Origin of the sequence: Methylobacterium sp. 13MFTsu3.1M2, assembly GCF_900112625.1 — a bacterium.
In the GTDB taxonomy this organism is placed as follows: Bacteria; Pseudomonadota; Alphaproteobacteria; order Rhizobiales; family Beijerinckiaceae; genus Methylobacterium.
In genome coordinates, this window is record NZ_FOMM01000038.1 from 13,251 (window position 1) to 26,547 (window position 13,297).

The following is a 13,297-nucleotide window of genomic DNA, read 5'->3' on the forward strand; positions in this document are numbered from 1 at the left end:
TGCGCGGGGCGCGACTTGCCGAGAACGACTAGTCCAGCGGCTTGCACTGGCCGGGCACGTCCTTGGCAAAGGTCTCGCCCTCCTTGAAGGGCTTGTAGGTCTTCTTCTGCTCGTCGGTGAGCCACTCGGCATCCTTCACCGGGCCCGTGTAGAGATGACGGATCCAGGCGATGACCTGCAGCATCTCGTCGGGATTGAGATCCTCGTTGTGCGGGCCCATCATGCCGTTGGCGCCGCCCCAGAGCGTCGCGAACAGGCCGACATCGGTCGTGTTCGCCGGGTAGGTCCAGTAATCGTCGTTGAGGCCGGGCCCGACCTTGCCCTCGCCGAGATGGCCGTGGCAGCCGGAGCACGAGGTCAGGAACAGGCTCTCGCCGTTCCGCAGGCAGGACTTGTCGTCGATGTAGAGATTCTTGCCGGTCTGGAAGAAAGTCTTGACCGCTTGCGTGTCCCGCCCGCCCGGCTTGCCCTCGGCCGTGTCCATCGCCTCGCCGGTGATGGTGTTGCGGAAGACGATGCCGGTCTGCGGGCCGGACTGGGGCTGGGCGCGGGCCGCGACGGGCATCGCCACGGCGAGGGTGAGAAGGGCGACGCGGGCCGAACGTACGATGAGCATCTGTTGAGCGGGTCCTGATGTCCTGATCGATGGCCCGGGCGCGCCGGGCCGGTCTCGGGTGGGGCGGCCTCAGTTGGAGGCGACGACCGGCACCCCGTCCTGCTTGAGGATCGCCGCGATCGCCGGCCGGGCCTTCTCGATCCCGGCGTCGAGGGCCTTGCGCAGGGCCTCGTCGTCCTTGCGCACGCCCATCGACTGGTCGAAGACCTGCGGGACCTTGCGGCCGTCGCTGCCGACCGTGTCGGCCGGGACCAGCGTCATGCGCAGCGGCGTCGGGGAATCCTTGACGTAGCGGGCCACGTCCGGGCCGAAGGCGACGCCGACATCGGCCTTGTCGTTGGCGACCTCGCTGACGATGCGGGCCGGGTCGATCTGGGTGTACTGGTTGCGCGGCGAGCGGAAGTTCACCAGCGAGTAGAGGTAGGCCATGTCCTCCTCGTAGCGGCCGATATCCTTGAGCATCGCCTCGCCGGGGGAGCCGAACGGCACCACCATGTGGTCGAGGGTCTTGAGCCGCGGGTCGGACCAGGACTTCACGTCGAGATCCTTGTCGGCGCGGGTGATGAAGACGTAGCCGCTCCGGTAGTACGGCCGGGTGGTCAGCACCCGCGGGTCGTCGCTGTCGAGGCCGACGACCACGTCGCAGGTCCGCTTCTCCAGGCCGTCGCGGACGAGGTAGATCGCGGGCTTCTCGAGCCAGACGAAGACGGGCTTCTTCCCCATCGCCTCGGCGACGGCGACCGCGACGCGGTTCTCGAGCCCGGAGCCGTCCTTCATCGAGAGGGGCGGCTGCTTCTCGGAGGCGCAGATCCGCAGGGTCGCGGGGTCGGCCGGCGGGGCGGCCGGGGCCTTGCCGGGATCCGACTGGATGGCCTGGGCCTCGGATTCCTGGGCCGCCACCGGCCCGGCGGCCAGGGTGGCGAGCGTCAGGACGGCGGCGAAGCGGGCCGCCAGGATGCGTGCGCGCGGGCGCGGCATGGACGTTGATCCCTGTTGTCGAAGCGTTTCTTGATGGCGTGTCCGGATGGCGTGTCCGGAGGGACAGGCGGGGCGCCAGAGGGCCTCGCCTGTCGGGATCTGATCCCAGCACCCCGCCGGCCGAGGGGCCGACGGGATGCAGGCGGCGGTTACTGGGGGGCCTTACTTGGCGGCGTGCTGCGCGTACTCGCCGACGTTCGGGTCGTCGTACGGGCCCTTGCCGTCCAGCGAGAACACCATCACGCCGCCGCCCATCTGGGTGTAGTTGGCGAGCTTCTTGAAGGCGCCCACCGCGCCGAGACCGGCGGTCGGGTCGGCGAGGTCGAACACCAGGCCCACGCCCGGCCAGCCGCCGACGCCGTAGTAAATGGCGACGTACTGCGTGCCCTTGTGGGTGTAGGTGATCGGGTAGCCGATGGCGCCCGACGGCAGCTTGAACTTCCAGAGGAGGTCGCCGTTGTCGGAGTCGCGCGCCTTGATGAAGCCGTCCAGCGTCCCGTAGAGGACGAGGTCGCCGGCGGTGGCGGTGGTGCCGCCCCAGACCGCGAAGCGCTCCATCTTCTCCCAGTTGAACTTGCCGGTGATGGCGTTGTAGCTCTTGATCTGGCCGAGGCCCTCGTAGTTCTGCCGGTCACCCTTCGGGCCCGGATACATGTTCAGCGTCGCACCGACGAAGAACTGACCCGCGCGGTAGGGCAGCATGAAGGGCTCCCAATCCATGCAGATGTGGTTGATGCCCATGTAGAAGGCTTGCCGCTTCGGGTCGTAGGAATCGTGACCCTGGTTGTGGTAGCCCATCGCCGAGGGGCAGATGTCCTTGGCGAGGTGGTCCATCCGGGTGCCGTATTCCGGATCGCGCACCGGCGTGCCGGTCTTCAGATCCACCGACTTGAACACGTTGACGGTGTCGTCGATCTTGTTGGCCGAGACCAGCGTGCCGTCCGTCCGGTCGAGGGTGTAGACGATGCCGTTGCGGTCCGGGTGGGTGAGGAGCTTCCTCATCTTCCCGTCCTTGTCCTTCTGGTCGGACAGCATCATCACGTTGACGCCGGCATAGTCCCACTCGTCGTGGGGCGTCTTCTGGTAGCCGAACTTCGCCTCGCCGGTGTCGGCGTCGCGGCCGAAGATCGTCATCGTCCACTTGTTGTCGCCGGGACGCATGGTCTCGTTCCACGGCGCCGGGTTGCCGGTGCCGAAATAGATCAAGTTGGTGCCCGGATCGTAGGCGTACCAGCCCCAGTTGGTGCCGCCGCCGATCTTCCAGGCGTCGCCCTCCCAGGTCGAGGTGCCGAGGCCCTTCTGGCCGTAATGGGCGTTGTGGATGTTGAAGTCCTTGGCGAGCAGCAGGTCCTCGTCCGGGCCGGTGGCGTAGGCGCGCCAGACCTGCGCGCCGGTCTTGACGTCGTAGGCGGTGAGGTAGCCGCGCACGCCGAGCTCGGCGCCCGAGGAGCCGATGATCACCTTGTCCTTCACCACGTAGGGGGCGATCGTGAGGGTCGAGCCGACCTTGATGTCGGAGTTCTCGACCTTCCACACCGTCTCGCCGGTCTGGGCGTTGAGGGCGGCGACGTTGCCGTCGAGCTGGGTCTTGAGGATCAGCGCCGGGGTCTTGCCGTCGCCGGGCCAGTAGGCGAGGCCGCGGTTCACGAGATCGCAGCAGGCCACCGAGCGCGCGGCCGGGTTCTGCTTGGGCTTGTCCTGCCAGAGGATCTTGCCCGGATCGTCGAGGCCGAGGGCGAAGGTGTTGTTGGGGAACGAGGTGTGGATGTACATGACGCCGTCGACGACGAGCGGCGCGCCCTCGTGGCCGTTGAGCAGGCCGGTGGAGAACGTCCAGGACGGCTTGAGCTGCTTGACGTTGCTCTTGTTGATCTGCGTCAGGTCGCTGTAATTGTTCGAGTCGTAGTTCTTACCGGGCATCACCCAGTTCTCGTCGCTCTTCGATTTCTCGACGAGCTTGTCGTTGGCCTGCGCCACGCCCGCCATGGCGACCGGCGCGAGCGCCATGATCGCCAATGCCGAGACGGAATTCCGGAGCCTGATCATCCTGCGTCTCCTCGCCGGACTGCCACGCCGTTTGGCCTCGCAGTCATCGTGGTGTTGATTCGATGGCGACACGACTTTCACCGACAAATCCGCCTCCAGCGTCGCGATAACCGGGCTATTTCCAGTATTCGCTGAGCTTATGAAAGACTTATTATCGTTGTGCGCCACTTGATTATTCGCACGGCTTGTAATGCGTGTCTTTGCAAAACGAAACATTTCTTTTCGGGATGATTTGGCAACAGAACACCGGAGATCTGGTAAGATCACGGAGACCTTGACCGAGAGCCGGCCGCTATCCCAGAAAGGTGGGCCAGACAGGTGGGAACGATACGCGGGCGTGCGGGCCCGGAGCCGTCCGCCGACCCGTCCCGGGAGGACGCCATGGGTCATGTCACGGGCTGCGCGGCCCGCTCTCCGGCGCTGGCCGCCTGCTGGGCGGCTCTCGCCCTGGCGCCTGCGGTCCTGGCACCCGCGACCTTGGCGCCTGCGGCCCTGGCGGCCGGGACCGGCGGGGAACGCCGTCTCGCGGCGCTCTACCAGCAGGACGGGCGGCGCGAGCTGACGGGGGCCGACCTGGAGCGCTTTCCCGGCGCGGGCGTCCTGTGGTGCCGGCGCCCGGACGGGATTCCCCAGAAGGCCGCCGCCGCGTGGCTGATCGGGAGCCGGTCCCTCGTGCTGATGAACGCGCACAATTTCCGCAATCGACAACTGGAGGTTACTCGAAACGTCGCCGACTGCTACTTTCAGATAGCAGGTCGGAACTACGCCTTCGTGCCCGAGATCCTGGAACTCGGCGTCGAGCCCGAGGCGCGGCGCCTGCACATCACCGACGACTGGGCGCTGCTGCGCCTCGCCGAGCCGGCCGAGGCGCGGCCGCAGCCGATCCCGGACCCGCCCACCCTTCCGACCGGCGACCTGACGCTCCCGGTGACGATGGTCTCACCGGCCGGGCACGAGAACTACCGGGGGCAGAGCAGCCGGGAATCCTGCGCCGTCCGGCGGATCGATCAGCCGAGCGAGGGCGCGATCCGCCGCGCCCGCCACGATTGCAACGACGGCTACGGCGGATCGGGCTCGGGCCTGTTCGACGCGGAGGGCCATCTCATCGCGATGCAGAGCGCGTCGCTCTCGATGAACCAGCGCCACGCCTTCGACATCGAGTTCCACTACGGCTCGGCCCTGCTGATCGAGGGCCGGCTCCACGAGGCCCTGGAGGCTCAGGCCCGCGCGACCCGGGACCGCTAGGGCGGGCCGCCCCCGGGTGTCCGCGGCGCCTCCCCGGGAATCCGGTAAGCTCCCGGTAAGCAAGGCGGCGGTTTCCGCCCCGGCGCCGGGGGAAGCGCTCGACGGCGCCGCGGCGGCAAGCCAAAACTTAACGTTGAACCTCGAATCTGGTCCCGCGAGGGAGCCGGTATGCCCGCTGTCGGAACGTTCAGGGTCTGCGCGCCGGGACGGCCGCCGTTCGCGGCGGCCGTGGCAGAGGGCGTGGCCGAGGCGGTCGCGCTACCATCCGTGCTCGTCACGATGCTGGGCAGCCTGATCGAGGCCTGGCCCCGGCAGATCTACACACAACCCCTGGTGACCACCCGCTTCCTCGGCCAGCGGACCACCTACGTCTGCGATCCCGGCCACATCCGCGGCCTGATGGTCGACCAGGCCGAGGCGCTGGAGCGGGAGCCGTTCATGCTCCGGGCGCTGGCCCCGGCCCTCGGGGCGGGGGTCCTCACCGCGGACGGGGACCACTGGCGGCGTCAGCGCAGGACCGCGACCCCGATGTTCCGCCCGGACCGGGTCCGGAGCTTCGTGCCGGCCATGGCCCGGGCCGCCGCGGCGACGCGGGCGCGCTGGCGCGACGCCGATCCCGCCGGGAGCGAGCGGGACATCCTGCGCGAGATGATGCGCACGACGTTCGACGTCATCGTCGCCACGATGGTGTCGGGCGATCCCCACCTAGAGGTTGGGCCCTTCGGGGCCGCGATGGACGCCTATCTCGGCCAGACCAGCTGGAAGATCGCCCTGGAGATGCTGCGGGCGCCGGCCTGGGTCCCGCATCCGGGGTCCCGGGCCGGGGCGGAGGCGGTGCGCTACCTGCGCGGCGAGGTCGCCCGCACGATCGCGCGCCGCCGGGCCCGCGGCGAGCCCGGCTCCGACCTCCTCGGCCTCCTGCTGCAGGCGCGGGACCCGGAGACCGGCGCGCCGCTCACCGAGGCGAGCCTCGTCGACAACCTGCTGACCTTCGTGTCCGCCGGCCACGAGACCACCGCCCTGGCGCTGGCCTGGACCTTCCGGGTCCTGGCCGAGCACCCGGAGGTGGAGGAGCGCGTCGTCGCCGAGATGGCGCGCCTCGGCGCCGATCCCGAGTCCGATCCCGGTTCCGTGGACCGGCTCCCCTACACGCGTCAGGTGCTCCTCGAGGTGATGCGCCTCTATCCGCCGGCCCCGCTGATCGTGCGGCGGACGCGGGCCCCGGTCCGGCTCGGGGACACGGTCGTGCCGGCCGGGCAGTCGGTCCACGTGCCGGTCTACGCCCTGCACCGGCACGCGCTGCTCTGGGACAGGCCGGAGGCGTTCGACCCGGGCCGCTTCGCGCCGGAGCGGGCCGCCGCGCGCGACCGCTACGCCTACCTGCCGTTCGGCGCCGGCCCGCGGGTCTGCATCGGCATGGGCCTCGCCCTGACCGAGTGCCTCGTCGTCCTCGCGACGCTGCTGCCCGCCTTCCGCCTCCGGCCGGTGACGGCGGAGATGCCGGGGGCGCAGTTCCGCGTGACCCTGCGGCCCAGGGGCGGCCTGACCATGAGGGTCGCGCCCCGCCACGGGACCGGACAGGGGGACGGGCACGGGGCCGAGCAGGGGGCGGCCCATGCCGCCTGAGATGTCGCCCGAGGTGTCGCCCGAGATCTCCGCGGGCGCGACCGGGCCGGGCGCGCGGCGGGGGACCTGGCCGGACCGCCGGCCGGGATCGCTGCTCGGCCGCCTCTTCGGTCCCGACGCCGACGACGCGCTGCCGAGCCGCTACCGCCTGCAGGTGCGGGCGGGGCTCCTCGACGAGACGCTGAAGCTCGCCACCTACTCGGCGGTGACGCACCTGATCATCGCGCTGGCCGTCGCGTACTTCTTCTGGGGTTCGGCCTCGCACACCTACCTCCTCGGCCTGCTCGCCGTGGTCGCGGTGCTGATCACGGCGGCGACCTACGCGACCTGGCTCTACTGGCGCACCCACGGCGACACCGCCTCGGCGCACACCGTCCGGTGGGGCTGCCGGATCTCCGCCGGCCTCGCCTTCGCCCTGGGCCTCGCCTGGGCGACCCTGCCGGTCGTGCTGTTCGCCCCCTCCGGCGGCGACGCGCGGCTGCTCGTCGTCGCCATCGTGGCCGGCCTGATCTCGGACGCCTACGTGGTCGGCCCGCTCCTGTCGGTCTCGTACCTGTTCGCGGTCCCGGTCATCGTCGGCAGCTTCGTCGGGCTGGCCCGGTCCGGGGAGCCGGTCGCGCTCAGCATCGGCTTCCTGCTCGCCGTCTACGCGATCTTCGTGGTGACGAGCGTGAGCCGCATGAGCCGCCTGTCGCGCCAGCGCATCCTCGACCGCGTGCGGGTCGAGGACCAGAGCGAGACGATCGGGCTGCTGCTCAACGCCTTCGAGGCGAATGCCAGCGACTGGCTGTGGGAGACAGACGGGACCGGACGGTTCCAGCACGTCTCCACCCGGATGGCGGACGTGCTGGCCTGCCCGGTGCAGAGGCTCCAGCACGCCTCGTTCCCGGCGCTGCTTGCCGGCCGGGCGGAGGCGCCCCCCGAGGCCGACCAGAGCGCCGACCTCGTGGACCGTCTCCGGCGGGGCGTCGCCTTCCACCAGCACCTGATCGCCGTCGACACGCCGGCCGGCCGGCGCTGGCTCCGGCTGAGCGGCAAGCCGTTCCTCGACCAGAAGGGGCGCTTCGCGGGGTTCCGGGGCGTCGGCTCCGACGTGACCGAGGCCCGCCGGGCGGAGGCGCACATCGCCTATCTGGCCACCCGGGACCCGATGACCGGCCTGTCGAACCGGGTCATGTTCCACGACGTCGCGTCCGAGGCCTGCGCGGCCGCCGCGCAGAACGCGCCGCAGAACGCGCAACCGGCCCCGGACGCGACGGTCAGCCTGCTCTACCTCGACCTCGACGGCTTCAAGACCGTCAACGACAGCATCGGCCACGCCGCGGGCGACGCCCTGCTGGGGCAGGTCGCCGATCGCCTGCGCGCCCTGCTCCCGGCCGACGCGCAGGCGTTCCGTCTCGGGGGCGACGAGTTCGCGATCCTGCAGCGCGGCCGGGACGGCGCGGCCGCGCAGGCCCTGGCCGAGGCCACGATCGCGACCCTGCGCGAGCCCTACCTCATCGACGGCGTCCGGGCGGAGATCGGCGTCAGCATCGGGATCGCCTGCGCCCCCGCGGACGCGACCGAGCCCGAGGACCTGCTCCGGAAGGCGGATCTCGCGCTCTACAGCGCCAAGCAGGGCGGCAAGGGGCGCTGGCGGGGCTTCGACCGCGACCTGGACGTGCGCGTCCAGCGCCGGCACGAACTCGACGAGGCGATGCGCCAGGCCCTCGCCGACGGCGAGATGGCGCTGCACTACCAGCCTTTGGTCAGCCTGCAGGACGGCCAAGTGGTCGGCTGCGAGGCGCTGCTCCGCTGGACCCGGCCCGGTCTCGGCCCCGTCTCGCCCGCCGAGCTGATCCCGATAGCCGAGGGAACGGGCTTCATCCTCGCGATCGGGCGCTGGGCCCTGCGGCGGGCCTGCGCGGAGGCGCTGACCTGGCCGGTGCGCCTGCGCGTCGCCGTCAACATCTCGTCGGTCCATTTCCGCCGGCCCGACTTCTTCGCCGACGTCGCGGCGGTGCTGGGCGAGACCGGCCTTGCGCCGGACCGCCTGGAGATCGAGATCACCGAGTCGATCTTCCTGGCCAACACGCCGCACGTGCTGGACAATCTCCGCTCCCTGCGGGCGCTCGGCGTGCGGATCGCCCTCGACGATTTCGGGACGGGCTACTCCTCGCTGAGCTACCTGACGCAGTTCCCGGTCGACAAGATCAAGATCGACCGCGCCTTCGTGCGCGACCTGAGCAGCCGCCCCGAATGCCTGACGGTGATCGAGGCGATCATGGTCATCGCCCGCGACCTGCGCATCGACGTCACCGTGGAGGGCGTCGAGACCGAGCAGCAGGCCGAGCTGCTCCGGCTGCGGCGCTGCAACAGCGCGCAGGGCTTCCTGTACAGCCCGGCCCGGCCGCCCGAGGAGATCCCCGGCCTGATCGAGAGCCTGCCCCGGCGGGCGCTCCCGACGGAGCGGGCGGTCCGCGCGGTCGCCTGAGGGCGGGCGAGCCCGGATCCGGGTTGCCACGCGGGCCGGAACGGCTCTAGCGGGAGACGATCACGCGGAACCGGGACACAGGCGCGCCATGCCCAAGGTCGTCATCAGCGAGTTCATGGACGAGGCCGCGATCGCGGCCGAGCTCGCCGGCCTCGACGTGCAGTACGATCCGGGTCTCGTCGACCGGCCCGGGGACCTCGCCGCCGCCGTGGCCCGGGCCGACGCCCTGATCGTGCGCAACCGGACCCAGGTCCGCGGCCCCCTGCTCGACGCCGCCCGCGATCTCAAGGTCGTCGGCCGCCTCGGCGTCGGCCTCGACAACATCGACGTCCCGGCCTGCCGGGCGCGCGGCATCGCCGTCTACCCGGCCACCGGCGCCAACGACGGCGCGGTCGCCGAGTACGTGGTCGCCACCGCGCTGCTGCTCCTGCGCGGCGCCTACGGGGCCACGGCCCGCGTGGCGGCCGGGACGTGGCCGCGCAACGCCCTGATGGGCCGCGAGATCGCCGGCAAGCGCCTCGGCCTCGTCGGCTTCGGGTCGATCGCCCGCGAGACTGCCCGGAGGGCGGCGGCCCTCGGCATGGCGATCGCCGCCCATGACCCCTTCGTGGCCGCGGGAGACCCGGCCTGGAACCCGGCCTACGGCCCCGTGCAGAGCCAGGCGCTCGACGCGCTGATTGCGCAGAGCGACGTGCTCTCGCTGCACGTGCCGCTCACCGATCAGACCCGCGGGTTGATCGACGCGGCGGTGCTGGCGCGGATGCCGAAGGGCGCGATCCTGATCAACGCGGCAAGGGGCGGGGTGGTGGACGAGGCCGCCGTGGCCGAATCCCTGCGGTCCGGCCATCTCGGCGGCGCGGCGCTGGACGTGTTCGACCGCGAGCCCCTCGACGCGGCGGCGGGGGCCGTCTTCGCGGACGTGCCGAACCTGATCCTGACCCCGCACATCGCCGGGGTGACGCAGGAATCGAACGTGCGCGTCTCCGCCGTCACGGCCGCGGCCGTCCGCCGCCACCTCACGAGGGACTGAACCGGGAGGGCCCGCGCGCGGCTGCACATCGACGGAACCCTGCGCGCCGCGCGGGTCGCCTTCGACGGGCTCGACCGGGAGGCTCAGCGCAGGGCGAGCACCTGGGCAGCGTGCGAGGCGACGGCCTGCACGGCCGGGAGATCGTAGGCGTAGACGCGGCCGGCCAGGATCGCGAGCGCCAGCGTCCAGAACACCGCACCGCCGACGCGCCGCGCCGTGCGGTCGCCGGTCGAGGTGGCCGGGCAGGCGCCGGCGACGCCGTCGGCGACGGGCTCGCCGAACGGATCGAAGGCCGGCGACTGGTTTTCAGAGGCGCTGCGCATGGTGCCGAATGTCGCGCTCGGCAGGTCCGTTCGCAATGGACACGTCTTTCGAATTTCGCTGCGCACGGAGATGCTTGTTCTCCATTCGATCCCGACGACAGGCAGGTTCTTCTCAGAGGGCCGGTTCGACCGCCGGAAACGCGATATCTTCTTCCCGGCGGGGGCCGGGACCGCCCGCTCCCGGGGCGGCGGGCGTGTGGTAGGCCATGCGCTCGCGGCGCCCCCGCAGGGGCTCGCGACTGACTTCGCGCCACGCCTCGGCCGGCGCCCCCGCGGCCAGCCGTGCGGCCTCCGAGACCAGGATCGGGACGCCGTGGAGCTTGGTCGCCTGCTCGAGGCGGGCGGCGACGTTGACGGCGTCGCCCAGCACGGTGAACTCGTAGCGCGCCTCCTCGCCGATGATCCCGCAGAACACCTCGCCGTAATGGACGCCGACACCGATGCGCACGGCCTGCGCGGGTGCGGCCCTGTCGGTCCAGCGGGCGATCACCGCGACGAGGTCCTGCGCGAAAGCGAGGGCGCGGGCCGCGTCGTCGGGCCGGGGCTCGGGCAGGCCGAACACCACCAGGGCGCCGTCGCCGATGAACTTGTCGACCACACCGCCCCGCAGGCGGGCGAGGCGCGTCACCCGCCGCCGGAAGGCGGACAGGAACTCGGAGAGCCGGTGCGGATCCAGGCTCTCGGCCAGGGTGGTCGAGCCGCGCATGTCGACGAACACGATGGCGGCCTGCTGGCGGCGGCCGGCCTTCAGGCTCCCGTCGCCGTCGGCGAGCCGCAGGACCAGCTCCTGCGGCAGGAACCGCGACAGCCGGTTGCGCCGGGTCGCCTCCCGCAGGGCCGACACGGCGAACAGCACGAACAGCACCGCCAGGGCCCCGACCATGACCCAGATGGCCAGGGCGATCCGCGACACCGTCGCCTGCCGCCGCTCCATCCGCCGCGCCTCGTGCGCCTCCATGCGGCGCACCCGGTCGCGGATCGCGTCCATCACCTGCTTGCCGCGCCCGTCCGCCACGGAGGCGCGGGCCGCCGCGCCGTCGCCGGCGCGCATGAGGGCGACGCTGGCGCCGAGCTCGTCGAGCTTCCGGCGGATCAGCCCGGCCAGGGTGTCGAGGTCGCCCCGCTGGTCGGGATCGTCCTGGACGAGGTCGCGCAGGAGATCGAGCTGCTGGTCGACGTTCAGCCGCCCCTCGGTGAAGGGCAGCAGGAAGGCCTCGTCGCCGGTGAGCAGGTAGCCGCGCTGGCCGGTCTCGGCGTCCTGCACCGCCGACAGGACCCGGGCGAGGCGCCCGTCCACCGCCACGGTGTGGCGCACGGCGTCGACGCCGCGCTGCTGGTACACGAAGGCGCCGAGCGCGATGGCGGTCATCACCAGGATCGTGGCGAACCCCACCGTCATCCAGGTCACGGTGCGCGAGCGCAGGGATCGCTGCACCCGCGCCCCCACGCGCGCGCCGACACGCGCCCTGACCGAGGCGGCGTCCGGCGCGGCGTCGCTCCGATCCGATTCTGTTGCGGTGGCGGGCACGGTGGCGGGCGCGGGCGCTGGGACGGACATGTCAGGCCCCGCCCGCGCCGTGCAGCCGGACGGGCCGCCCGGTCCGCCCCCCGTCCTCGGCCGCCCGCGCCCGGCAATCCGCGATGGTCGCCCGCGCCGTGTCGATCGCGACGGACGCCGCCGACATGGTGCGGGTGTCCGGCTCCCGCTCGCGGGCGTAGCGGACGACGTCCATGGCCAGCGCGTCGACCTCGACGGTGAGCGCCTCGATCGCCGCCGGGTCGCGCAGCGCCCGGGCCTGCCCGGCGATCTCCAGGAGCCGGTCCAGGAGCTCGTCGATGCGCTCGCGGCGCAGGCTGGCGAGGCGCTGCCGGATCCAGGCCAGCACCGAGACGAGGCCGCCCACCAGCGCGCCGAGGAGGTAGAGCGTGTCGCCGTAGCGCTCGATGAAGCCGTGCTGGTCGCGCTCGTAATAGTCGATCGCCCCCGGATGGATCGGGATGCGGGCGCTGGTGGCCGCCACGGTCGTGTCGTAGGCCGGGGCCTGGACGTACTCGGCGGCGTCCGTCGCCAGGGCGGCGGCGCCGCGCTTCTCGAAGAGCTGCTGGGTCACGTCGGCCGCCACGACGCGGCTTAAGGAAGCCCGGGCCATCAGCCGGTACGAGGCGCCCACCGTCTTCACGTCGTCGGCCGGCAGCTTCGGGCGGCCGCCGAACAGGCCGCCCGGGACGGTGACCGCCTGGAGCCGCGGGAAGCGCTCGATCACCGCGCCGTCATCCTCCACGGCGACGAACGCCACCTTGCCGCCGCGGGCGACGCCCTGCACGGCCGAGACCAGGGCCAGCGCCTTCGGCGCCGAGGGCGCGATGATGCTGACGAAGGCGTCGATCCGCTTCTCGCGGAAGGCGCCGGCCACCGCCTCCTGATCGACCGGGACCAGCAGGACCGTCGAGTCCCGGGCCGGGCCGGCGGCCTCCTCCAGGGTGAGCCCGTAATAGCCGAGGAGGTTCCGGAGCAGCCAGAGATCGGCGTCCCGGTGCGCCGCGATGCCGAGCCGCTTGCCGGCGAGCTTCGGGAAGCTGGTGATCCCGGCCTGCTCGGGCGAGGCGATGACCATCGCCTGGTCGCGCAGGATCGCCAGGGTCAGGCCGTTCGTCGGCAGCAGCACGTCGGGGCGGACCACCGCGAGGTCGGCGCGCCCGTCCTGCAGGGCGGCGGCGCTCTCGCGCACGTCGTCGAAGGACAGGATCTTCAGCCGGACATTCTCGTGCGCGGCCTCGAGCGCGTCCGCGTAGGCCTTGATCAGGCCGGGCTCGGTCCCGTCCCGGGGAGCGACCGCGATGGTGAGCACCGTCGCCTGGAGCAGGTACCACGCCGCGACCCCGCCCGCGCCCAGGAGGGCGGCCCCGGCCAGGAGCAGGGTCTCCCGGCGCAGGATCCAGGCGGGGAGGGTCCACATTGC

Annotated in this window: 10 protein-coding genes; 4 read left to right on the forward strand and 6 right to left on the reverse strand. The window is 71.9% G+C overall.

Annotated features, from left to right (window positions below; all coding sequences use genetic code 11):
- Positions 1-28: 28 nt before the first annotated feature.
- From moxG to BM314_RS27645, 3 genes are all read right to left on the reverse strand, one after another.
- The gene (gene moxG, locus BM314_RS27635) at positions 29-616 is read right to left on the reverse strand and encodes a cytochrome c(L), periplasmic (RefSeq protein WP_091981677.1); all 588 of its coding nucleotides are present in this window, start codon (positions 614-616) and stop codon (positions 29-31) included.
- Between the two features lie 69 nt (positions 617-685).
- Positions 686-1,594: a methanol oxidation system protein MoxJ gene (moxJ, locus tag BM314_RS27640; protein ID WP_056529785.1), complete on the reverse strand. Its 909-nt coding sequence runs from the start codon at positions 1,592-1,594 to the stop codon at positions 686-688.
- Positions 1,595-1,756: 162 nt separating this feature from the next.
- Entirely contained in the window at positions 1,757-3,640 is a 1,884-nt protein-coding gene (locus tag BM314_RS27645) for a methanol/ethanol family PQQ-dependent dehydrogenase (protein WP_026605374.1), read from the reverse strand.
- 381 nt (positions 3,641-4,021) lie between these two features.
- Between BM314_RS27645 and BM314_RS27650 the strand changes: the two genes are divergently transcribed.
- The 4 genes from BM314_RS27650 (at position 4,022) to BM314_RS27665 (ending at position 10,014) form a co-directional block, all read left to right on the forward strand.
- Positions 4,022-4,885: a trypsin-like serine peptidase gene (locus tag BM314_RS27650; RefSeq protein ID WP_091981679.1), complete on the forward strand. Its 864-nt coding sequence runs from the start codon at positions 4,022-4,024 to the stop codon at positions 4,883-4,885.
- 168 nt (positions 4,886-5,053) lie between these two features.
- Entirely contained in the window at positions 5,054-6,511 is a 1,458-nt protein-coding gene (locus BM314_RS27655) for a cytochrome P450 (RefSeq protein WP_091981682.1), read from the forward strand.
- Positions 6,501-8,984, forward strand: coding sequence for a putative bifunctional diguanylate cyclase/phosphodiesterase (locus BM314_RS27660; RefSeq protein ID WP_244540060.1), 2,484 nt, complete (start codon positions 6,501-6,503; stop codon positions 8,982-8,984). Before BM314_RS27655 ends, BM314_RS27660 begins: the two co-directional genes overlap by 11 nt.
- 88 nt (positions 8,985-9,072) lie before the next feature.
- Positions 9,073-10,014: an NAD(P)-dependent oxidoreductase gene (locus BM314_RS27665; RefSeq protein WP_091981687.1), complete on the forward strand. Its 942-nt coding sequence runs from the start codon at positions 9,073-9,075 to the stop codon at positions 10,012-10,014.
- Between the two features lie 83 nt (positions 10,015-10,097).
- Here BM314_RS27665 and BM314_RS27670 read toward each other — a convergent pair whose 3' ends face one another.
- The 3 genes from BM314_RS27670 to BM314_RS27680 all read right to left on the reverse strand — a co-directional run bounded on the left by BM314_RS27670 (position 10,098) and on the right by BM314_RS27680 (position 13,294).
- Positions 10,098-10,337, reverse strand: a complete 240-nt coding sequence (locus BM314_RS27670) for a hypothetical protein (protein ID WP_020096021.1) — start codon at positions 10,335-10,337, stop codon at positions 10,098-10,100.
- A gap of 112 nt (positions 10,338-10,449) precedes the next feature.
- A complete protein-coding gene (locus tag BM314_RS27675; RefSeq protein ID WP_244540061.1) occupies positions 10,450-11,772 on the reverse strand; it encodes an adenylate/guanylate cyclase domain-containing protein in 1,323 nt (440 codons plus the stop codon).
- A 124-nt stretch (positions 11,773-11,896) separates the two neighbouring features.
- Positions 11,897-13,294 (reverse strand): TAXI family TRAP transporter solute-binding subunit, encoded by a 1,398-nt coding sequence (locus BM314_RS27680; RefSeq protein WP_091683322.1) that lies wholly within the window; start codon positions 13,292-13,294, stop codon positions 11,897-11,899.
- Positions 13,295-13,297: the final 3 nt, after the last annotated feature.